A 22894-nucleotide genomic window follows, 5' to 3' on the forward strand; every position below is an offset into this window, starting at 1 on the left:
TCTCCTTCCTCTGATTGACGGATGCCGCAGAATTGAAGCCGGGTTAGAAACCGGTTTCTAATAAAGTCCTTGTTTCGCGGACGGTCGCACACAATAATAGTACGGCCGTTCGATTTTCTTTCGGTCACATTAGAACGGTAAAAAGCTATGCGAAAAGGCGAACAAACACGAGTCGCGATTCTCGAAGCAGCACTTGATCTGGCAAGCCGCGACGGACTGGAAGGTCTGACGATTGGGTTGCTGGCCGAGCGCATGCAGATGAGCAAAAGCGGCGTGTTCGCGCATTTCGGGTCGCGCGAGGATTTGCAGGTCGAAGTCGTGCGCGAATACCACCGTCGTTTCGAAGACGAGGTGTTTTTCCCGAGTTTGCGTGAGCCTCGTGGATTGCCGCGCTTGCGCGCGATGATTTCCCGCTGGATCGAGAAACGCATTCAGGAAGTCACCACGGGGTGCATCTACATCAGCGGCGCCGTCGAGTACGACGACCGCGGAGACAACCCGGTGCGTGAACAACTGGTGTCGAGCGTGACGATCTGGCGTGCGGCGCTCACTCGCGCAATTTCGCAGGCGATGGAAGAAGGGCATCTGCGCGCTGATACCGATCCGCAGCTGATGCTGTTCGAACTGTACAGCTTCACGCTCGGCCTGCATCACGACGCGCGCTTCCTGCATCTGCCGGACGCAGTGCGTCTGACGTGGGCCGCGCTGGAAAAATTGATTGTTTCATATCAGAGCGAAAGCCGTTAGCAGAGCCGCCGAAATCAAGCGGATTCAGCGGCGCTGAAAGATCCGATCCACGGACTCAGCTAACGGCCTCGCTCCTTGTCAAACTTGGGAGAGAGTCATGGGACAGTACGCCGCGCCGCTGCGCGACATGCAATTCGTGTTGCACGAGCTGCTTAACGTCGAAGCCGAGATCAAGCAGATGCCGAAGCACGCGGATCTCGATGCGGACACGATCAACGCCGTGCTCGAAGAGGCCGGCAAGTTCTGCTCCGAAGTGCTGTTCCCGCTCAATCACAGCGGCGACCAGGAAGGCTGCACGTACGTCGGCGACGGCGTCGTGACCACGCCGAAGGGCTTCAAGGAAGCCTACAAGCAATACGTGGAAGCCGGCTGGCCGGCGCTCGGCTGCGATCCGGACTACGGCGGCCAGGGGCTGCCCGCATTCGTCAACAACGCGCTGTATGAAATGCTGAATTCGGCGAACCAGGCGTGGACGATGTACCCGGGCCTGTCGCACGGCGCGTACGAATGTCTGCATGCGCACGGCACGCCGGAACTGCAGCAACGTTATCTGCCGAAGCTGGTTGCGGGCGTCTGGACCGGCACGATGTGTCTGACCGAGCCGCACTGCGGCACCGACCTCGGCATCCTGCGCACCAAGGCCGAACCGAACAGCGACGGCTCGTACGCGATCAGCGGCACGAAGATTTTCATCTCCAGCGGCGAACACGATCTCGCGGAGAACATCGTTCACCTGGTGCTGGCGCGTCTGCCGGATGCGCCGAAGGGCACCAAGGGCATCTCGCTCTTTGTCGTGCCGAAGTTCGTGCCGAACGAAGCGGGCGAACCGGGCGAGCGCAACGGCGTGAAGTGCGGTTCCATCGAACACAAGATGGGCATTCACGGCAATGCGACCGCGGTGATCAATCTGGACAACGCGAAGGGCTGGCTGGTCGGTGAGCCGAACAAGGGCTTGAACGCGATGTTCGTGATGATGAACGCCGCGCGTCTGGGCGTCGGCATGCAGAGCCTGGGCCTGACCGAAATCGGCTATCAGAACTCGCTGGTGTACGCGAAAGAGCGTCTGCAAATGCGCTCGCTGACCGGCCCGAAGGCGCCGGAAAAAGCCGCTGACCCGATCATCGTGCATCCGGATGTGCGCCGCATGCTGCTCACGCAGAAGGCCTACGCCGAAGGCGCGCGCGCGTTCTCGTACTGGTCCGCGCTGCACATCGACAAGGAACTGTCGCACGCCGACGAATCGGTGCGCAAGGAAGCCGCGGATCTGGTCGCGCTGCTCACGCCGATCCTGAAGGCATTCCTCTCGGACAACGCGTTCGAGAGCACCAACCACGCCATGCAGATTTACGGCGGCCACGGCTTTATCGCCGAGTGGGGCATGGAGCAATACGTGCGCGACGCGCGTATCAACATGATCTACGAAGGCACCAACGCGATTCAGGCGCTCGACCTGCTGGGCCGCAAGATTCTCGGCGACATGGGCGCGAAGATGAAGAAGTTCGGCAAGCTGGTGTCGGACTTCGTCGAAGCCGAAGGCGTGAAGCCGGAAATGCAGGAGTTCATCAACCCGCTCGCCGATATCGGCGACAAGGTGCAGAAGCTGACGATGGAAATCGGCATGAAGGCCATGCAGAACCCGGACGAAGTCGGCGCTGCCGCCGTGCCGTATCTGCGCACCGTCGGCCACCTGGTGTTCTCGTACTTCTGGGCGCGCATGGCACGTATCGCGCTGGACAACGAAGCATCGGGCGATCCGTTCTACAAGGGCAAGCTCGCGACCGCACGCTTCTACTTCGCGAAGCTGCTGCCGGAAACGGCGATGACGATCCGTCAGGCGCGCGCCGGTTCGAAGTCGATGATGGACGTCGAAGAGTCGCTGTTCTAAGACACACACTTCACGGCAAGCGCCACGCCCTCAAGAGGCGTGGCGCCTTCCACCGCCACAAGTCACACATCGCGAAACATAAGAGACACCTTCGCGACACCGCATAACTCCCCGGAGGAACGACGTGAGCAATCTGATCATTCGCAAGGTAGCCGTGCTCGGCGCCGGCGTGATGGGCGCGCAGATCGCAGCGCACCTGATCAACGCCAAGGTGCCCGTGCTGCTGTTCGACCTGCCTGCCAAAGAAGGCCCGAAGAACGCGATTGCCCTGAAGGCGATCGAGAATCTGAAGAAGCTGTCGCCCGCGCCGTTCGGCGTGAAGGACGACGCGCAATACATCCAGCCCGCGAATTACGACGACGACATCGAGAAGCTCGCCGAGTGCGACCTCGTGATCGAAGCGATCGCCGAACGCATGGACTGGAAGCACGACCTGTACAAGAAGGTGTCGCCGCATATCGCACCGAATGCGATCTTCGCGACCAATACGTCGGGTCTGTCGATCACGGAACTGTCGAACGGTTTCTCGGATGAACTGAAGGCGCGTTTCTGCGGCGTGCACTTCTTCAATCCGCCGCGCTACATGCACCTGGTCGAACTGATCCCGACCGCAACGACGCGTCCGGAAATCCTCGACCAACTCGAATCGTTCCTGACGAGCGTGGTCGGCAAGGGCGTCGTGCGCGCGAAAGACACACCGAACTTTATCGCCAACCGCGTCGGTATTTTCTCGATCCTCGCCGTGATTACCGAAGCCGCAAAGTTCGGTCTGCGTTTCGACGAAGTGGACGACCTGACCGGCTCACGTCTGGGCCGCGCGAAGTCGGCAACGTTCCGCACGGCTGACGTGGTCGGCCTCGACACGATGGCGCACGTCATCAAGACGATGCAGGACACGTTGAAGGACGACCCGTTCTTCCCGGTCTACGAAACGCCGGCCGTGCTGGCTGAACTGGTGAAGAAGGGCGCGCTCGGTCAGAAGACCGGCGGCGGCTTCTACAAGAAGGAAGGCAAAGCCATCAAGGTGCTCGACCCGAAAACGGGTGCGTACGTCGACGGCGGCGCGAAAGCCGACGAACTGGTGGGCCGCATTCTGAAGCGCCCGCCGGCAGAGCGTCTGAAGCTTCTGCGCGAATCGGAGCATCCGCAAGCGCAATTCCTGTGGTCGATTTTCCGCGACGTGTATCACTACATTGGCGTGCATCTCGAATCGATCGCTGACAACGCGCGTGACGTCGATCTGGCCATCCGCTGGGGCTTCGGCTGGAACGAAGGTCCGTTCGAAGGCTGGCAGACGGCCGGCTGGAAGCAGGTCGCCGAATGGGTGCAGGAAGACATTGCGGCAGGCAAGGCGTTGTCGAACGCGCCGCTGCCGTCGTGGGTGCTGGAAGGTCCGGTTGCTGAAAAGGGCGGCGTGCATACGAACGAAGGTTCGTGGTCGCCGGCTTCGAAGACTTTTGTGCCGCGTTCGTCGCTGTCGGTCTACGACAAGCAGGTGTTCCGCGCACCGCTGGTTGGCGAAACGTCGGCTGATCCGAAGACCTACGGCAAGACGCTGTTCGAAACCGACGCCGTGCGCGCGTGGGTCGACGACCGTGCCGGCGAGAACGACGTCCTGATCGTGTCGTTCAAGAGCAAGATGAACACGATCGGACCGTCGGTGATCGACGGTCTGACGCAAGCCATCGAACTGGCCGAGAAGGACTACAAGGGTCTGGTCGTGTGGCAGCCGACGTCGCTGAAACTCGGCACGCCGGGTGGCCCGTTCTCCGCAGGTGCGAACCTCGAAGAAGCCATGCCCGCGTTCATGATGGGCGGCGCGAAGGGCATCGAGCCGTTCGTGAAGAAATTCCAGCAAGGCATGCTGCGCGTGAAGTACGCGAACGTGCCGGTCATCTCGGCTGTGTCGGGCATCGCGCTCGGCGGCGGCTGCGAGCTGGCGCTGCATAGCGCGAAGCGTGTCGCGCACATCGAAAGCTATATCGGCCTGGTGGAAGTCGGCGTGGGTCTGGTGCCGGCGGGCGGCGGTCTGAAGGAAGCGGCACTGCGCGCGGCGGAAGCCGCGACAGCAGCCGGCGCGACCAACGACCTGCTGAAGTTCGTGCAGAAGTCGTTCGAAAACGCGGCAATGGCGAAGGTCTCGGCCTCCGCACTCGACGCCCGCGCAATGGGCTATCTGAAGCCGTCCGACACGATCGTCTTCAACGTGTTCGAACTGCTCGACATCGCGAAGAAGGAAGCGCGCGCGCTGTCCGCCGCGGGATACCGTCCGCCGCTGCGTGTCACGCAAGTGCCGGTGGCCGGCCGCTCGGTGATCGCAACCATCAAGGCATCGCTTGTCAACATGCGCGACGGCCGTTTCATCAGCGAGCACGACTACCTGATCGCCAGCCGTATCGCGGAAGCGGTGTGCGGCGGTGACGTCGAAGCCGGCAGCCTCGTCGACGAAGAATGGCTGCTCAAACTCGAGCGTCAAGCGTTCGTCGAACTGCTCGGCACGCAAAAGACGCAGGAACGGATCATGGGCATGCTGCAAACCGGCAAGCCGGTGCGCAACTAAGCGAGGAGCCTCAAATGACAAAGCAATTGCAAGACGCATACATCGTCGCCGCGAGCCGCACGCCGATCGGCAAGGCGCCGCGCGGGATGTTCAAGAACACGCGCCCCGACGAACTGCTGGTGCACGCGATCAAATCGGCTGTGGCGCAAGTGCCCGGCCTCGACACCAAGGTCATCGAAGACGCCATCATCGGCTGTGCGATTCCGGAAGCGGAACAAGGCCTGAACGTCGCGCGCATGGGCGCACTTCTGGCCGGCCTGCCGAACACGGTGGGCGGCGTCACGGTGAACCGCTTCTGTGCTTCGGGCCTCACCGCGCTGGCTATGGCGGCTGACCGTATCCGCGTCGGCGAATCGGACGCGATGATCGCGGGCGGCTGCGAATCGATGAGCATGGTGCCGATGATGGGCAACAAGCCGTCGATGTCGCCGCATATCTTCGATCGCAATGAAGACATCGGCATCGCCTACGGCATGGGCCTGACCGCGGAGAAGGTCGCCGAGCGCTGGAAGATCAGCCGCGAAGCGCAAGACGCGTTCTCGGTCGAATCGCATCGCCGCGCCATCGCCGCGCAGCAAGCCGGTGAGTTCAACGATGAAATAGCCGCGTACACGATCACCGAGCGTTTCCCGGACCTCGCCACCGGCGAAGTGCGTATCAAGACGCGTGAAGTCGCGCTCGACGAAGGCCCGCGTGCGGAAACGTCGCTGGAAGGTCTGGCGAAACTGCGCGCGGTGTTCGCGAACAAGGGTTCGGTGACGGCCGGCAACAGCTCGCAGACGTCGGACGGCGCGGGCGCGCTGATCGTCGTGTCGGAAAAGATGCTGAAGGAATTCAACCTGACACCGCTCGCTCGTTTCGTCAGCTTCGCCGTGCGCGGCGTGCCGCCGGAAATCATGGGTATCGGTCCGAAGGAAGCGATTCCGGCCGCACTGAAGGCGGCCGGCCTGAAGATCGAAGACATGGACTGGATCGAGCTGAACGAAGCGTTCGCCGCACAATCGCTGGCGGTCATCCAGGACCTCGGTCTCGATCCGTCGAAGATCAACCCGCTCGGCGGCGCGATCGCTCTCGGCCACCCGCTGGGTGCGACGGGTGCGATTCGTGCGTCGACGGTTGTGCACGGCCTGCGCCGCCGCAACTTCAAGTACGGCATGGTGACGATGTGCGTCGGCACCGGCATGGGCGCGGCGGGCATCATCGAACGCCTGTAATCATGTTCGCTCAGGTTCCGTCGGTGATCCTTGTCGCGATCGCTGCGGTGATTCCCGCAGTGGTCTCCGCTGTGATCCCCGCAGTGATCCCTTAGGAACCGCATAAACGGTTCGCAGGCCGCCAGGCTTGCGAACCGTTTTTTCATTCAGCAGTAGCGAGGAGTACGAGGAGATGACAATGGATATTCTGATCGAGCGCGCCGACGGCTTGCTAACGATTGCCTTCAACCGGCCCGAAAGGAAAAACGCGATCACCGCCGCGATGTATCAGACGATGGCCGACGCATTGGTCGAAGCGCATGGCGATACATCGATCCGCGCGATTCTGATTCGCGGCAGCGCCGGCATTTTCAGCGCCGGCAACGATCTCGAAGACTTCATGAAGAAGCCGCCAGGCGGCGAAGACGCACCGGTATTCCAGTTCCTGCGTGCGCTCAGTTCGGCGGAAAAGCCGGTGGTGGCGTCGGTGGCGGGCCCGGCAGTCGGCATCGGCACAACGCTCCTGTTGCACTGCGATCTGGTCTACGCAGCCAATACGGCGAGCTTTTCGCTGCCGTTCACGCAACTTGGGTTGTGTCCGGAAGCGGCGTCGAGCTTGCTGTTGCAGCGCGTGGCCGGCTATCAGGCCGCAGCGGAAAAGCTGCTGCTCGGCGAAGCGTTCGACGCTGCCGAAGCGCACCGTATGGGTTTCGTGAATCGCGTGCTGCCCGCGGCTGAAGTCGATGCGTTTGCAGCCGCGCAAGCGGCGAAGCTGGCGGCGCTGCCGGCGTCGTCGCTGCGGGTGACGAAGAGTCTGATGAAGCGCGCGAGCCAGCATGAACTGCGAACGCAGATGAGCGAGGAAGCGGTGCACTTCGCCAAGATGCTGATCGCGCCGGAAGCGCGCGAGGCGTTCAAGGCTTTCTTCGAGAAGCGCAAGCCGGACTTCCGGCAGTTCGACTGATTGGCTGCGTTCAGGCGCTCCTCGAGGGTGCCTGAAAATGCCTCAGGCGCTTGAGAATGTTTCAGACGCTCAAGGTTGCGTCGGCTGCAAGGTATCGTAGTCGACGTAGCTGGTTTCCCGGCAGAAGCTGACAAGCCGTACGCCCGCTTTACGGGCAATCGCAATCGCCAGAGAAGACGGCGCCGAAATCGTGGCGACCATCGGCACGTCGACACGCGCCGCCTTGCGCACCAGCTCATAGCTGGCGCGGCTCGACAGAAACACAAAACCTTCCCGGGTATCCGCGCGGTCGAGCACCAGTTGGCCGATCAGCTTGTCGAGCGCGTTGTGACGGCCGACGTCTTCGAAGGCGTAACGGATCGCGCCTGCCGCATCGCACCATGCGGCGGCGTGCAGGCCGCCGGTCAGACGCGTCAGCGCCTGGTGTTCGGGCAACTCGCGCGCGGCGCGAGCGATCGCATCCGGCGCAAGCCGCTCCAAAAAGCCGGTGTCCGGCACCCGTTCCGGTTTCAGATCCAGCAGATCGATGCTTTCGATCCCGCATACGCCGCAGCCGGTGCGCCCGGCGAGCGCGCGGCGCTTTTCCTTCAGCGCGACGAAAGCCTGCTGCACCACCTTCAATTGCACTTCGGCGTGCGGCAATTCGTCATCGTCGTGCAGCTCGACCTCGATGTCCTGAATGTCGCTGCCGCGCTCCACGATCCCTTCCGAAATCGCGAAACCGACCGCGAACGCTTCCAGATCGCGCGGCGTGCACATCATCACCGCGTGCGAGATGCCATTAAAGACGAGCGCCACGGGCCATTCCTGACCGACGTGATCGGTGACAGTTTCGACCGCTGCGCCGCGATGCCGGTGCACCTGGCGCTCCACGGCGCCCGTCTGCCCGTCTGTGTCCAGTTCGTTCAAGCGACTTCACTCCTTTCGTGCTGCGCGCGTTTCTACGGCCTGCAGCCTTGCCCGGCGGCGCGAAGCAGCGCCAGACCACGCCGCTATCGCGCGAATAAGGTTCTAAAATACCTCAAGCTGGGCTTGCGCGTTGCCCGCCACCAAAGGGGAATACTGTCATGGGACTCAACGAAGCACCGCTTCTGTTCAACTTCGAAGTCGCGTCCTCGGAGAATTTCACCTACATCCCGATGTCGGTGCGCTTCAATCTCGATCGCTTCGGGCTGCGCATCACCCTTGAGCAGTGGCAAATGCTGCCGCTCGAAGACCGCAAGCTGCTGGCGCGATTTCCGGTCGAAGAAGACGCAGAAATCGAGCCGAATTTCGACCACGCTCTGTTCGAGATGTTGCGCACGCACGCGAATATCGAGCCGGAGTGGTTCACGCCCGAGGAAGCGCCTGCCTGGCGCCGCACGGATGCCGTGCCGGACGGTGTAGTGCATCAGGCGGGGCTGGCCGGCCTGCCCACGCCGCGTGTCGCTCAGTGGGCCGAACTCGAGCCGTTCGAGCGCTACGTACTCGCCAAATTGTCGCGCAAGCCGGAAAGCAACCACGACTTCGTCCCCGCGATGAAGGAGTTTGGCGCGGCCGGCTAGGCGCGGCCGGCTAGGTGCGAATTATTTCTCCTCGCCCCCTCAATCTGTTCCGAACCCTGCCGTTATCCATGGGTTGGCGCGTAAAAAGACTCGACCCGGTGCGACCCGACGCACCGAAAGCGACCCCGCGCTCCCGCCCTCAGAACGATTGACGTTCGGAACCCATGACTCCTTTTTTATCGAAGCGGCTGCTGATCAATCTGGCGGTCGTCGCCGCGGCGGTCGGCGCGAACGCGTTCGTCGCCTATACGCAGATTTGCGGCCAGCGCGACGCCGACGCGCGCATGCTGCGTTCGACGAGCGTGCGTCAGAACCTCGACGCCTACCATACGGCGCTCGACGGCGGGCTGGCCGCGCTCGGCCGTTTCGAAGCAACGGGCGAGGCCGCGCCTGTCAACGAGGCCGCCGCCATGGCGGCTTCGCTGGCAGCTCTGGAGCGCGAGTTGCGCAAAGAGTTCGCCGGCGAACCGGCCATGCTCGACACGCTCGCAAGGCTGAGCATGGACAGTCACGCGCTGCAACACGATATCGACGATGCGCTCCTGAAGAGTGCCGGCGCCACGCCGAACGAGTCGCGCGCCTGGGCGGCGTCGACCTATACGCATCTCGGGCTGGGTCTCGGCCGTGTGGAATACGGTCTGGCGGCGTTGCGCAAGCAGGAGAATGTGGCGTTGCAGGCGTCGCTCGCGAGTTCCGCGAACGAAACCCAACGCGCCATGTTTCTGCTGATCGTGACGATGCTGGCCGGCAGCGCGCTTCTGATCTTCACGTTCGGAGCCCGCGAAAGCAGCGCGCGCGAGAAACTGCGCACCGTGCGTGCGCTCGGCCGCAACGACGAGCGCTTCCGCGGTCTGTTCGACGACCATCCGGTGCCGATGTACATTGTCGATCGCGAGACGTTGCGCTTTCTCGCCGTCAATGCGGCCGCGATTCAGCAATACGGTTACTCGGAAAGCGAATTCCTCGGCATGACGATTCGCGCGATCCGGCCGAATGGCGAAATCTCGCGCCTCGAATCGCACATGCAGCGCAGCGACACCGCGCAACACGGCCGCACGATGGCGGGTGTCTGGCATCACCGGCGCAAGGACGGCTCGATGATCAGCGCCGACATTTCGTATCACGCGCTCAACTTCATGGGCCATGCCGCCTTCTTCGTGCTGGCCGACGACGTCACCGAACAGATCAACACCGAAGCCGAAGCGCAGCGTTCGAACCAGATGCTCGAAACGGTGATGGACAACATCCCGCAGCGCATTTTCTGGAAGGATCACGAGTCGCGTTATCTCGGATGCAATATGGCGTTCGCGCGCGATGCGGGGCTTTCTTACCCTGAACAGGTGGTGGGCAAGAGCGATAGCGACATGCCGTGGCGCGCCTTCGCCGACCTGCTGAACGAGCACGACAAGGAGGTGGTGACCACCGGCGTGCCGAAAATGAATTTCGAGGTCGACCTGGTGATCGACGGCGTTCATCGCACCACGGTCACGAGCAAGCTGCCGTTCACCGACGGCGACGGGCGCGTGATCGGCGTGCTCGGTTCCTACACGGACATCACCGAGCGCAAGCGCGCCGATCTGGCTTTGCGTCTGCAAAGCCGCGCGCTGGACGCGAGCGTCAACGCGATTCTGATTACCGCGCCGTCGCCGGCGGGCAATCTGATCGAATACGTGAACCCCGCGTTCATGCGGATCACCGGCTACGATCCCGCCGAAGTGATCGGTCACGATTGCCGCGTGTTGCAGCGCGACGACCGCGATCAGGAAGGCGTCGCGTTGATCCGCCAGGCGCTCACCGCGAACCGCGAGGTAAGCGCCGTGGTGCGCAACTATCGCAAGGACGGCGCGCTGTTCTGGAATCAACTGTTCATTGCACCCGTGCCGAATGCGGAGGGCGTGATTACGCACCACGTCGGCGTGATCAATGATGTGACGGATCTGATCCGCTATCAGGAACAGCTTGAATATCAGGCCAACTACGACAGTCTCACGCGGCTGCCGAACCGCAACCTGCTGCGCGATCGTCTGCAGCATGCGTTGATCGTGGCGCAGCGGCATCACAAGGGCGTCGCTGTCGTGTTCATCGATCTGGACGGCTTCAAGAACGTCAACGACAGCCTCGGCCATAGCGTCGGCGACCGCTTGCTGAGCGTGGTCGCCGAACGGCTCGCCCGTTGCACGCGGACCAGCGACACGGTCGCGCGGCACGGCGGCGACGAGTTCGTGATCGTGATGACCGATACCGTCGACGAGCAGTCGTTGATCGCATGGATGGAGCGGGTGCGCGCATCGATCTCCGAACCGGTCTGGCTCGACGGCACCGAGCTGTATGTCGGCTGCAGCATGGGCGCGAGCCTCTTCCCGCAGGACGGCGAAGACGCAGAAACGCTGATGAAAAAGGCCGACCTCGCGATGTATCGCGCGAAGGACATGGGCCGCAATACGTTCCAGTTCTATCAGCCGGAAATGAATGCGAGCGCCGGCGCGCGCATGAATCTCGAACGGCGCTTGCGCCGCGCCTTGCGTGACAACGAATTCCTGCTGCACTACCAGCCGCAGGTGGATATCGTGAGCGGGCAGATCGTCGGCACCGAGGCGCTGGTGCGCTGGTGCGATCCGGAAGTCGGCTTGGTGCTGCCGTCGTTGTTCATTCCGGTGGCAGAAGAGAGCGGGCTGATCGGGCCGCTGTCGGAATGGGTCTTGCGCGAGGCGTGCCGCCAGAACAAGGCCTGGCAGGACGAAGGATTGCCGCCGGCGCGAGTGTCGGTGAATCTGTCGGCGCGCGTTTTTCAGCAGCGCGATATCGCGAAGCTCGTCATGCAGGTGCTGGCCGAGACGGGGCTCGAACCGCAGTATCTCGAACTCGAACTCACCGAAAGCACCATCATGCGCAATGCCGAGGAGGCGGTGTTGATGCTCAACGAGCTGCACGCGCTCGGCATCGGCCTAGCCATCGACGACTTCGGCACCGGCTATTCGAGTCTCAGCTATCTGAAGCGCTTCCCGGTGGACCGGTTGAAGATCGACCGCTCGTTCGTGTCGGATATCGGCGTGTCGGGCGACGATGAAACGATCACCTCGGCGATCATCGCGCTCGCGCATTCGCTGAAATTGCAGGTGATCGCTGAAGGCGTGGAGACGTCGGCGCAGCTCGACTTTCTGAAGGAGCGTGCGTGCGACGAGATGCAGGGCTTCTACTTTGCGAAGCCGCTGTCGACGGACGCGATATCGGCGTTGTTTCAGGGGGGAGTGGGGCGGGAAGCGGAGACGGTGTAGTTCGGCGTCCCGCTCCCCGCTGCGCGTGACTCAGACGGAAGGCGTATCGAGGAACACCGGTAGTTGTTCGGCGACCTCGGAAAATGCCTGCAAGTGGGGATTCGCCGCTTTGGTGATGATTTCCGAAAAGTACATTTGCGTGAAATTCCACGCGACGGCCACCGCCACGTCCGCCGCGCCGAAATGGCCTGGCTCGATCGGCAGCGGCGCCGCCGCGAGGTCCTCTTCGAGTTCGCGGTAAGCGGCATGCAATTGCTCGGTCACGCGGGCGACCCACGGCTCATGCTGTTTCTCCTCCGGACGCAGATTGCGTTCGTAGACGATCTGCACGGTCTTTTCACAAGCGGCGAGCGCCAGACCCGTTAGGCGCGCGGCGCGCAGGCAGTGCTCCGGCTGTGACGGGAAGATCCGCTGATCCGGCGCGGCGAGCGTGGCGAGATACTGCAGGATCACCGTTGAGTCCATCACGCTCTGACCGTTGTCGAGGATCAGGGTCGGCGCTTTCACAACCGGGTTGATCTTCGCGAACGCCTCATACGTGCTGAACACGGAAATCGACTGGTGCTCGAAGTCGAGCTTCAGCAACTTCATGCAGATAGCGACGCGGCGCACGTAGGGCGAATCCAGCATTCCGATCAGTTTCATCTCATTTCCGTTAGAAGATCTATATGGTTGGCCTGAGCGGGCGAAGAGCCGGCTGTTCGCTTGCCAGACGGTGCTTGTGATGCATCAGACTAATAGATTAAAGCGCTCGACAAGTCAAAATAAGCGACATTAATCGACGGTTTACGTCAGAATTTCTTACATGAAGCCGATCCCGCCCCTCACTGCTCTGCGCTGCTTCGAAGCCGTCGCCCGCCTGGGCGGTGTGACTCAGGCCGCGCGCGAATTGCATGTCACGCACTCTGCGGTGAGCCAGCAGATCAAGGTGCTGGAAGATTCGATGGGCGTTGCGCTGTTCGTGCGCGAAGCGCGCGGCCTGCGGCCTACTGAGGAAGGCCGGCTCTACGCGCTGGAAATACGGTCGGCGTTGCGCGACATTACGCGGGCGACGCGCCGCGCGCAGGCGCGCCCACACGAAAGCGAGCTGGTCATCGCGACCGTGCCGTCGTTTGCGCAGCATTGGCTCGTGCCGCGTCTCGCGAGTTTCCGCGAGACACATCCGTACTATCGAATCCGTCTGCTGACGAGTCTGCAGGTCGAGGATTTGCGCCAGGGCGTGAGCGACATCGGCATTCGCATGGGGCAAGGGCATTGGCCCGACGTTGCGCAGCAGAAACTGTTCGACGACGAAGTGCTGGTAGTCGCGGCGCCGCACTTCACGCTCGCGCCGGGCGGCCGCCTTCCCGTCACCGCCGAGGACGTGATCGCGTGTCCGTTGATCTCCAGCCCCAACACGCCGTGGGCCGACTGGTGCCAGGCGGCGCAGGTGGCGGAGCCGGCCGCCGAGGCGGTCGTGCTGTCTGCAAACGATTCGAACATCGTGCTGGGCGCGGTTTTGCTGGGGCAGGGCATCGCGCTCGAACGGCGCAGTCTGGTCGCGCATGCGTTGGCGCGCGGCGATCTGGTACAGATCACCGATATCCGCGTGCCGTACCGGTACCCGTACTGGCTGGTGTGGCAGCAACGCGAAATCCTGAACGCGAAGCAGGCGCATTTTGCGCAGTGGATCGAAGCGCAGGTCGACGTCTATTTGCGTAGCGGCGGGTGAGATTCGGTGCCGATTGGCGCGTGCAGGTTGCCGCTCGCGGGGGATTACCGGTTTGCGCGCGAGGGTCAGTCGTATATATTCGGGATTCCCATCTCTGACTTCGCTGGGAACCACAAAGCATCGATTCACGTGGCGTTGCGCCCGGTTTTCGCTGCTCGCACCTGGGTCATGGGCGCTTCGCCGTCGAATATCTGCCAATCCGACTGGAGAGAAAAATGACGTCTTCACCTGCAAAGAAATGGGCTGTGCTGTTCGCATCGGTTGTACTGAGTGTGGCTTCGGTTGCACCGGCGTTCGCGCAAAGCGGCGGTAGTGCTCCGGCGGCCGATGAAGCCGCTGCCGCCACGCCATCGGCCGCGTCCAAGGCAGCCGCCAAGGCGCAACGTAAGGCTGCCCGCAAGCAGGCGCGGGCGAAGAAAAATGCCGAGTTGAAGCAACTGGAAAGCAACGGGTATAACCCGGCGCGCAACGATCCAAACTATCCGACGGATCTCCAGAACGCGCAGAAGAAGGCGGCGGCCGCCGCGGCGGCGAGCCAGTAAGCGGCTGCGGGCCGGATGGAGGTTGCCGGTCCGGTCGTGCTTGTGCTGGGGATCCTGGCAAAGTACGACGTATGAAGCTAAAAGAGGCGCCCAGGCGCCTCTTTTTTCGTTCAAAGTCTGCCGCTCAATCCAGCACCGGCAACGCGCGCGGGCGCCGGTCGCTGTCGGTCGCGACGTAGGTCAGGGTCGCCTCGGTCACTTTCACGAGGTCTTCGGTCAGGCTCATGCGCTGCGCGTAAACCTCGACCGCCACCGTCACCGACGTGGTGCCCGTCTTGACGATATCCGCGTAGAAGCTCAGCAGATCGCCGACGAACACCGGCTGCTTGAAGACAAACGAATTGACCGCGATGGTCGCCACCCGCCCGTTGGCGCGGCGGCTTGCCGGAATCGAACCGGCGATATCCACTTGCGCCATGATCCAGCCACCGAACACGTCGCCGTGGACATTCGCGTCCGACGGTTGCGGTACGACGCGCAGCGCGCAATGCTTTTGCGGAAGTTGAAGGAGATCGGTCATGGGGATGAAAAGCGGCGCCAGCCAGCTTCTGCGACAATAGAAAGATCAGGAATTGTACGGGAAAGCGCCCAGCCGGGTCGCGCGACATAAAGCAGGATGCCAGGTTGGCACGCTGCCGGTCGGCGCGCCGCTGCGAACTCCGTCGCTTCCACACTCTCCCCAGCCGATCCCATGCGCCGTACGCCCTCGTCCGAACCTTCCCCGATCTCGACCCAGCCGCGCAACGACTGGCAAACGATCCTGTCGCTGCTGCCCTACCTCGCCACCTATAAATGGCGCGTCGGCTTCGCGCTGAGCTGCCTGATCGGCGCGAAGGTCGCCAATCTCGGCGTGCCGATCGTGATGAAACGGATCGTCGACAGCCTCGCGTCGGTGCAGCATCTCACCGCGCTCGGCCGCGCGCACGATTCGCCGGCCATCGTGCTGCTGGGCGGCGTCGGTTTGCTGGTGGTCGCCTATGCGGTGGTGAGGTTGTCCACTTCGCTCTTCACCGAACTGCGCGAAATCCTGTTTTCGAAGGTGACCGAAAGCGCGGTGCGGCAACTTGCGCTGAAAGTGTTCCGCCACCTGCATGCACTGTCTTTGCGGTTCCATCTCGATCGGCAGACGGGCGGCATGTCGCGCGATATCGAACGCGGCACACGCGGCATCACGCAACTGATTTCGTATTCGCTGTACAGCATCTTGCCGACACTGGTCGAAGTCGGCCTCGTGCTGGGTTTTTTCGTCGTCAAATACGAGGCGTATTACGCGATCGTCACGTTCATTGCGCTCGCCGTGTACATCACGTTCACCGTGAAAGTCACCGAATGGCGTACACATTTTCGCCGCACGATGAACGACCTCGATTCAAAGGCGAATTCGCGCGCGATCGATTCGCTGCTCAACTACGAGACAGTGAAGTACTTCGGCAATGAAGAGTGGGAAGCGCACCGTTACGACGAAAACCTCAAACGCTATCGCACAGCAGCGATCAAATCGCAGCGCTCCTTGTCGGCCCTGAACTTCGGGCAGCAGGCGATCATCGGCACGGGGCTCGTGTTCATTCTGTGGCGCGCGACCGAAGGCGTGATGGCCGGCCGCCTCACGCTCGGCGACCTGGTGCTGATCAACACCTTCATGTTGCAGCTCTATATTCCGCTGAATTTTCTCGGCGTCGTATATCGGGAACTGAAGCAAAGCCTTACCGACATGGATCGCATGTTCACGCTGCTTGGCGCGGCCCAGGAAGTGCCCGATCTGCCGGACGCGCCCGAGTTGCGGGTGAGCGGTGCGCAGGTGCGCTTCGAGCATGTGAACTTCTCGTATGAGCCGGCGCGGCAGATTCTGCACGACGTCAGCTTCACGATTCCGGCGGGCGGTACCACAGCGGTGGTCGGCCATAGCGGTTCGGGCAAATCGACGCTCGCGCGGCTGATGTTCCGCTTCTACGATCTGGACCGCGCGACGGGCGGCGCGATCACCATCGACGGTCAGGATATTCGCGATGTCACGCAGGATTCGCTGCGTGCTTCGATCGGCATCGTGCCGCAGGATACGGTGCTGTTCAACGATTCGATCTACTACAACATCGCTTACGGACGTCCGTCGGCCATGCGCGAGGAAGTGATCGCGGCGGCGCGCGCGGCGCATATTCACGACTTCATCGAAGGGCTGCCGAAGGGGTACGAGACGCCGGTCGGCGAGCGTGGCCTGAAGTTGTCCGGCGGAGAGAAGCAGCGTGTGGCGATTGCGCGGACCATCCTCAAGAATCCGCCGATCCTGCTGTTCGACGAGGCGACGTCGGCGCTCGATTCGCGTTCGGAGCGCGCGATCCAGCACGAGCTCGACCAGATCGCCCGCGAGCGCACGACGCTGATCATCGCCCACCGGCTTTCGACGGTCGTGCACGCGCAGCAGATCATCGTGATGGACAAAGGACGGATCGTCGAGCGTGGGACGCACGCCGAGTTGCTGCATGCGAACGGGTTGTTCGCGCAGATGTGGGCGTTGCAGCAGCAACGTGCTGCGGAGGCGCCGGAGTCGGCTGAAACGATCGGGGCGGGGGATGGTGGGCGGTGAGTCTTGCGGCGGCGTTGGCGCCGCGTTATCGCACGATACCGCACGGTGCCGCTCGACACCCTGCTGTACTCAGCGCGCGCTCACACGCTGATCCAAAGTCTGCAGTTGCGCGGGCGTACCGACGTTTTCCCACAAGCCTTCATACAACTCGCCGCTCGCGAGACCGTTTGCAATCGTCTCGCGATAGTAAGGCGTTAGCGCGCGCCGCGTGCCGCGCGGCAGATCGCGAAACATGCGCGTGTCGTACAGACCGATATTGCCGAACGTGAAGCGCGGTTGCGCCTCGAGCGACAGCACGCCGTCGACCAGACCAAAGTCGCCGTTCGGATGAAACGCCGGGTTCGGCACCATCACCAGATGCATGCCGGGTTCGCGCAACGCCGCCAGCGTCTCAGCGCGAGCATTCAGCGCGGCGTAATCGAAATCCGCGTATACGTCACCGCTTACCGCGACGAACACTTCGCTAGCTCCGTCATCTTCGAGCAGCGGCAACGCCTGCACGACCCCTCCGGCAGTTTCCAATGCTTCATGCTCGGCCGAATAACGCAATTGCACGCCCCAGCGCGAACCGTCGCCGAGCGCGGCCTCGATCTGCTCGCCGAGCCACGCGTGATTGATCACAATGGTTTGAAAACCGGCGCGCGCGAGGCGTTCGATCTGCCACACGATCAACGGCTTGCCGCCCACTACGAGCAAAGGCTTCGGGCACGTGTCGGTCAACGGACGCATGCGCTCGCCGCGCCCGGCGGCGAAAATCATCGCTTTCTTCAGAGACATCGTCATCGGTCAGAACGTGTAGCCGACTTCATTCGCGCGGCCTTCGAGCTCGTCGAGCAGCTTGGCGAACGGACGCAGCGGCGCATAGCGTTCCGCGACCTTGCGGGCATGGCCGATGAAACGCGGCAGATCCTTCATGTAATGCGGTTTGCTGTCACGGTAGTTGATCCGGCAGAACAGCCCCAGCACCTTGATGTGCCGTTGCAGGCCCATCCATTCGAGCTGGCGGTAGAACTCGCCGAAATCCGGATCGACCGGCAGGCCGGCTTTTTTCGCGCGCTCCCAGTAGTACACGAAGCAATCCAGTTCGAATTCTTCGTCCCAGCCGAGGAAGGCATCGCGCAGCAACGAGGCGACGTCGTAAGTGATCGGGCCGTACACCGCGTCCTGGAAGTCCAGCACGCCGGGATTCACCGGGTTGGGGGCCGCGGCGACCATCAGATTGCGCGGCATAAAATCACGCAGCATGAACACCTGCGGTTGCGCACGGGCGCTCGCGATCAGCAGCGCGAAGGTGCGATCGAGCAGCGCACGGGTCTTGTCGTCGACCTCGCGGCCCAGATGGCGGCCGATGAACCACTCAGGCAGCAACTCCATCTCGCGGCGCAGGAAGGCTTCGTCGAACGGCGGCAGCACGTCTTCGCGCGAGGTGAGCTGCCAGCGGATCAGCGCGTCGAGCGCGTCGCGCATCAAGGTGCGGGCACGGCGCGGGTCATCGCCGCTTTGCGCCCCGGTGAGCGCGCCGAGGTACGAATCGGTGCCCAGATCGGTGACGAGCATGAAGCCGGCGTCGAAATCGACCTCCAGCACGCGCGGCACATGCACGTTGGCGGCCTCGAGCAATTGTGCGATTTGCACAAATTCGCGGCACTTTTCGGGCGGCGGGGCATCGACGGCGATCAGGGTGCCGGCGCTTTCGCCTTCCGCCGCCTTACCGGCAAGCCGGAAATAGCGGCGAAAACTGGCGTCGGACGAAGCCGGGAGAAGCGTGTCGAGATCGAGCGCATAGCGCGCTGCGTGGGCGTTCAGCCAGGCCTTGAGCAGTTCAAGGCGGCTGTCGGAGGAATCTTGGGTAGCGTTTTTGGCAGGGGGCAGCGTCATGAAAACCGGCGGCAAATTCAGAGGGGCAACGTCTTGCCATATAATACCCCACGACTTTTTTGACGCGACTCACGCCAGCTTTCGCGTGTTCCGCTTTACCGCCCGCCTCATCGTTCGACAGATTGTAAATATTGATGTGCAGCCGACTGTCACGGTCGGGATGTGCAGGCGGTGGATCGTGACTACAAAAGCTGACGGACGGGCCGATTCGCCAAACGATACATGCCGCCTAGACAGCTTTCCCAAACGACTCCCTCTTGTGCTGTAGTGCCGCGCAAAAGGCGGCTCGTCGCGGCGTTGATCGCCGTTCCGGGCCTGATGCCCGCGCTTGCGCACGCCCAGTTGGTGGGGGAGGCCGCGCAGCCGCAGCCTATCGACGCGCCATGGGGCATGCAGCTCGCCCCGCAGCTCGAAGAACATCCATTGCCGGAAGGCCAGAAGGCGGCCACCTTCGTGCTCGGCGACACGACGAGCGGCACCACCGACCAGGACATGGCCGCGAAAGGCTCGGCCGAGGTGCGGCGCAATACCTTCGTGATCAAGGCCGACGCGCTGCACTACGATCAGGACACGGACATGGCCGACGCATACGGCCAGGTTCACCTGAACAACAACGGCGCCACGTTCGCCGGCCCGGAAGCGCATATGCGGGTGGACTCGAGTGAAGGCTTCATGTCCGCGCCGAAGTACCACTTCAATGTGACGGGGGGCTCGGGCAGCGCGGAGCGCGTCGATCTGCTCGACAGCGAGCGCTCGGTGTTCACGAAGGGCACGTACACGGCTTGCTCGTGCACGGACAATCCAGGCTGGTATCTCAAGGGCAGCGAGTTCGATTTCGACACCGGCGCGGACGAAGGCGTCGCGTACAACAGCGTGCTGTTCTTCCAGGGCGTGCCGGTATTCGCTTCGCCGTGGCTGTCGTTCCCGTTGTCGGGCGATCGGCGCAGCGGCATTCTGCCGCCCACGTTCTCGATCAGTTCGTCGAACGGCTTCGAACTGTCGGTACCGTACTACTTCAACATTGCGCCGAATCGCGACCTGACAGTGACGCCGCGGCTGATCTCGAAGCGCGGCGTGCAGTTGCAGTCGACCTTCCGTTATCTGTCGCCCACCTATTCGGGCTCGATCACCGGTGAATACCTGCCGAACGACCGACTGACGAAGACCAACCGCTACGCGCTGTACATCCAGCACAACCAGAACTTCGGCAACGGGTTCGGCGGTTACATCTACTACAACAAGGTTTCGGACAACACGTATCCGGAAGACCTGTCGTCGTCGGTCAGTCAGTTCCAGAACGGCACCCAGCTTCTGTATCAACAGGAAGCCGGGGTGACCTATAACAACGGCCCGTGGTCCGTGCTCGCCCGTGAACAGCACTGGCAGACGCTGACGCCTTCCACGGCGCCGTACGGCCGCGAGCCGCAGTTGAACGTGAAGTACGCGAAGTACAACGTCGGCGGCTTCGACTACGGCGCGGAAGCCGACTACACGAATTTCCGCATCACCACCGCGGACACGACCCAGGGCCAGCGGGTGATGTTCAACCCATACCTGTCGTATTCGGTGGTCGGGCCGGGTTACTTCGTTACGCCGAAGGTGCAGTGGCACTTTGCGTCGTACAACCTGAACAATATCGCCACACCCGGTACGCCGAAGAATTTCACCGAGTCGATCCCGACGCTCTCCTTCGACACCGGGCTGATTTTCGACCGTTCGGTGCGGATCTTCGGCGAGGATTACATCCAGACGCTGGAGCCGCGGCTCTACTACGTCTACACGCCGTACCGCAACCAGGAAAACGCGCCGCTGTTCGATACGGCCGACTCCGACTTCGGACTGGCGGAAATCTTCACGCCGAACACGTTCGTCGGTAACGACCGGATCGCCGACGCGAACCGTCTGACCGCGGCGCTTACCACGCGCTTCATCAACCCGGCCACGGGCGACGAACGCGCGCGTTTCGTGATCGCGCAGCAGTATTACTTTCGGGACCAGCGCGTCACGCTGCTGCCTACGCAGACCAGCACGCAGGCCACGCATTCGGACCTGATCGCGGGTGCGTCGCTCAAGCTCGGGGCCGGTTTCGCTTCGGAAACGGCGTTCCAATATAATGCCGACAACAACCAGTTGACGAAGACGAGCATCGGCTTCGGGTTCAGTCCGGCCAGCGGCAAGGTGATCAATGTCGCGTATCGCTACACCCGCGCGAACACCACGCTGGACAACCAGCCGATCAACCAGGTGCTGATTTCGGGGCAGTGGCCGCTGACGCACCGTGTGTACGGGGTAGGCCGTTTCAATTACGACCTGGGCGGGCACCGGATCGTCGACGGTCTGGTCGGCCTGCAATACGACGCCGACTGCTGGACGCTCGGCGCCGGGATCCAGCGTTATGCGAACGGTCTGAATACGTCGGGGCAGAATCAGTCGAGCACGCGGTTTCTCGCGCAGTTGACGTTCAAGGGCTTGTCGAGCGTCGACAACGGGCTGATTTCCGCGTTCCGCAGCAGCGTGGCGGGCTATACGCCGTTGCCCCCGCCGCCGCCGCCGGAAGCGCGTTTCACCAATTACGAATGACGCTCGCCCGATCATTTATAGAATGCGAAAAGACGGGCCAGGCGCGCCCGACATCATTGGAGTATCTGTGGCAATCATGAAAAAGCTTCGCTTGGCAACGCTTGCGGCCGGTCTTGTCGCCGCGGCGTCTTTCCTGTCGGTTGCGCCGGTTCAGGCGCAGGCGCTGTCCGGCAATAGCGGCCGGACGGTCGATACCATCGCCGCAGTGGTCAACAACGGTGTCATCACGCGGCGCGAGCTCGACGACCGCATCGGCCTGATCACCCGCCGGCTGAACCAGCAGAACGCGCCGGTCCCGCCGATGGACCAGTTGCGCCAGCAGGTGCTCAACCAGATGGTGCTGGAACGCATCCAGTTGCAGAAGGCGAAAGAAGACGGCATCAACATCGACGACGCCGCTGTGCAAAAAACGCTCGAGCGGCTCGCGCAGGCGAACAACCTGACACTCGACACCTACCGTGCCCGTATCGAGGCGCAAGGCGTGCCTTGGGCCACTTTCACGAGCGACGCACGCACCGAACTCACGCTCTCGCGTCTGCGTGAGAAGGAAGTGGACAGCAAGGTCACGGTGTCGGACGCCGAGGTCGCGAACTACATCGCCAGCCAGCGCGGACCGAACGCCGGTCTGACGAGCGATCTGCACCTTCAGCACATCTTCGTGAAGGCGCCGCTGAACGCCTCGGAAACCGACATCGAAGCCGCGCAGAAAAAGGCTCAGGCCCTGCTCACCGAAGCCAAGGGTGGCGGCAACTTCGAAAAGCTGGCGAAGTCGAATTCGCAAGCGCCGGACGCGTCGAAAGGCGGCGATACGGGTTTCGTGACGCCGTCCAAGCTGCCGCCTGAGTTCGTCAAGGCCGCCTCGGCGCTGCGTCCGGGCGAGGTCAGCCCGGATCTGATCCGTACCAACGACGGCTTCGAAATCGTGCGCCTCGTCGATCGTCGCACGGGCCAGGGTGCCAGCTCCGACGCACCGAAGCTCGTACAGACGCACGTTCGCCACATTCTGCTGCGCGTCGGCGACGGCATGTCCGAGCCGCAAGCGCGTCAGAAGCTGCTCGAAATCAAGAACCAGATCGCCGCAGGCGGCGACTTCGCGAAGTTCGCCCACACCTACTCGCAAGACGGTTCGTCGTCGCAAGGCGGCGACCTCGGCTGGATCAGCCCGGGCGAGACGGTGCCGGAATTCGAGCGCGCCATGAACAACCTGCAGGACGGTCAGATCAGCGACCCGGTGCGCAGCGAATACGGCTATCACCTGATTCAGGTGCTGAGCCGTCGCGAATCGGAAGGCTCGGTTTCGCAGCAGATGGATCTGGCGCGTCAGGCAATCGGCCAGCGCAAGGCGGAACAGGCCTACGCCGACTGGTTGCGCGAACTGCGCGACACCGCCTATGTGGAAGTGAAGCCGCAGCTGACGAGCACGCAATAAACGTC

Annotated in this window: 17 protein-coding genes; 12 read left to right on the forward strand and 5 right to left on the reverse strand. The window is 62.6% G+C overall.

Features of this window, described 5'->3' with window-relative positions; all coding sequences use genetic code 11:
* Positions 1-147: 147 nt before the first annotated feature.
* From P3T25_RS14105 to P3T25_RS14125, 5 genes are all read left to right on the forward strand, one after another.
* Entirely contained in the window at positions 148-747 is a 600-nt protein-coding gene (locus P3T25_RS14105) for a TetR/AcrR family transcriptional regulator (protein ID WP_046566835.1), read from the forward strand.
* 97 nt (positions 748-844) lie between these two features.
* Positions 845-2632 (forward strand): acyl-CoA dehydrogenase C-terminal domain-containing protein, encoded by a 1788-nt coding sequence (locus P3T25_RS14110; RefSeq protein WP_429358255.1) that lies wholly within the window; start codon positions 845-847, stop codon positions 2630-2632.
* Between the two features lie 124 nt (positions 2633-2756).
* Positions 2757-5192 (forward strand): 3-hydroxyacyl-CoA dehydrogenase/enoyl-CoA hydratase family protein, encoded by a 2436-nt coding sequence (locus P3T25_RS14115; protein ID WP_429358256.1) that lies wholly within the window; start codon positions 2757-2759, stop codon positions 5190-5192.
* Positions 5193-5206: 14 nt separating this feature from the next.
* Positions 5207-6406 (forward strand): acetyl-CoA C-acyltransferase, encoded by a 1200-nt coding sequence (locus tag P3T25_RS14120; protein ID WP_120347548.1) that lies wholly within the window; start codon positions 5207-5209, stop codon positions 6404-6406.
* A gap of 172 nt (positions 6407-6578) precedes the next feature.
* Positions 6579-7349, forward strand: a complete 771-nt coding sequence (locus P3T25_RS14125) for an enoyl-CoA hydratase (RefSeq protein ID WP_429358257.1) — start codon at positions 6579-6581, stop codon at positions 7347-7349.
* 69 nt (positions 7350-7418) lie between these two features.
* Here P3T25_RS14125 and fdhD read toward each other — a convergent pair whose 3' ends face one another.
* A complete protein-coding gene (gene fdhD / locus P3T25_RS14130; protein WP_429358258.1) occupies positions 7419-8258 on the reverse strand; it encodes a formate dehydrogenase accessory sulfurtransferase FdhD in 840 nt (279 codons plus the stop codon).
* Positions 8259-8416: 158 nt separating this feature from the next.
* On the opposite strand from fdhD, the gene P3T25_RS14135 reads away from it, so the two are divergent.
* Both P3T25_RS14135 and P3T25_RS14140 read left to right on the forward strand, forming a co-directional pair.
* Positions 8417-8893: a nitrate reductase associated protein gene (locus P3T25_RS14135; RefSeq protein WP_154560527.1), complete on the forward strand. Its 477-nt coding sequence runs from the start codon at positions 8417-8419 to the stop codon at positions 8891-8893.
* Positions 8894-9057: 164 nt separating this feature from the next.
* Entirely contained in the window at positions 9058-12168 is a 3111-nt protein-coding gene (locus P3T25_RS14140; RefSeq protein ID WP_429358259.1) for a sensor domain-containing protein, read from the forward strand.
* Positions 12169-12198: 30 nt separating this feature from the next.
* Here P3T25_RS14140 and P3T25_RS14145 read toward each other — a convergent pair whose 3' ends face one another.
* A complete protein-coding gene (locus tag P3T25_RS14145) occupies positions 12199-12813 on the reverse strand; it encodes a glutathione S-transferase family protein (RefSeq protein WP_429358260.1) in 615 nt (204 codons plus the stop codon).
* 160 nt (positions 12814-12973) lie between these two features.
* Between P3T25_RS14145 and P3T25_RS14150 the strand changes: the two genes are divergently transcribed.
* The gene (locus P3T25_RS14150; protein ID WP_266238481.1) at positions 12974-13879 is read left to right on the forward strand and encodes a LysR substrate-binding domain-containing protein; all 906 of its coding nucleotides are present in this window, start codon (positions 12974-12976) and stop codon (positions 13877-13879) included.
* 215 nt (positions 13880-14094) lie between these two features.
* Positions 14095-14421 carry a DUF4148 domain-containing protein gene (locus P3T25_RS14155; RefSeq protein WP_154560531.1) on the forward strand — a complete coding sequence of 109 codons (327 nt, stop codon included), beginning with the start codon at positions 14095-14097 and terminating at the stop codon, positions 14419-14421.
* Positions 14422-14545: 124 nt separating this feature from the next.
* Here P3T25_RS14155 and P3T25_RS14160 read toward each other — a convergent pair whose 3' ends face one another.
* The gene (locus P3T25_RS14160) at positions 14546-14941 is read right to left on the reverse strand and encodes an acyl-CoA thioesterase (protein ID WP_154560532.1); all 396 of its coding nucleotides are present in this window, start codon (positions 14939-14941) and stop codon (positions 14546-14548) included.
* Positions 14942-15112: 171 nt separating this feature from the next.
* Between P3T25_RS14160 and P3T25_RS14165 the strand changes: the two genes are divergently transcribed.
* Entirely contained in the window at positions 15113-17002 is a 1890-nt protein-coding gene (locus P3T25_RS14165) for an ABCB family ABC transporter ATP-binding protein/permease (RefSeq protein ID WP_429358261.1), read from the forward strand.
* 69 nt (positions 17003-17071) lie between these two features.
* On the opposite strand, the gene murU is transcribed toward P3T25_RS14165, so the two are convergent.
* A complete protein-coding gene (gene murU / locus P3T25_RS14170; protein WP_429358262.1) occupies positions 17072-17785 on the reverse strand; it encodes an N-acetylmuramate alpha-1-phosphate uridylyltransferase MurU in 714 nt (237 codons plus the stop codon).
* A 3-nt stretch (positions 17786-17788) separates the two neighbouring features.
* Entirely contained in the window at positions 17789-18880 is a 1092-nt protein-coding gene (locus P3T25_RS14175) for an aminoglycoside phosphotransferase family protein (RefSeq protein ID WP_429358263.1), read from the reverse strand.
* 222 nt (positions 18881-19102) lie between these two features.
* On the opposite strand from P3T25_RS14175, the gene P3T25_RS14180 reads away from it, so the two are divergent.
* On the forward strand, positions 19103-21460 hold the full coding sequence (locus tag P3T25_RS14180) for an LPS-assembly protein LptD (protein WP_154560536.1): 2358 nt from the start codon (positions 19103-19105) through the stop codon (positions 21458-21460).
* A 67-nt stretch (positions 21461-21527) separates the two neighbouring features.
* Entirely contained in the window at positions 21528-22889 is a 1362-nt protein-coding gene (locus P3T25_RS14185; RefSeq protein WP_174825289.1) for a peptidylprolyl isomerase, read from the forward strand.
* The last annotated feature ends 5 nt before the right edge of the window (positions 22890-22894 follow it).

The organism is Paraburkholderia sp. GAS32, from assembly GCF_050434225.1.
Lineage (GTDB): Bacteria > Pseudomonadota > Gammaproteobacteria > Burkholderiales > Burkholderiaceae > Paraburkholderia > Paraburkholderia madseniana.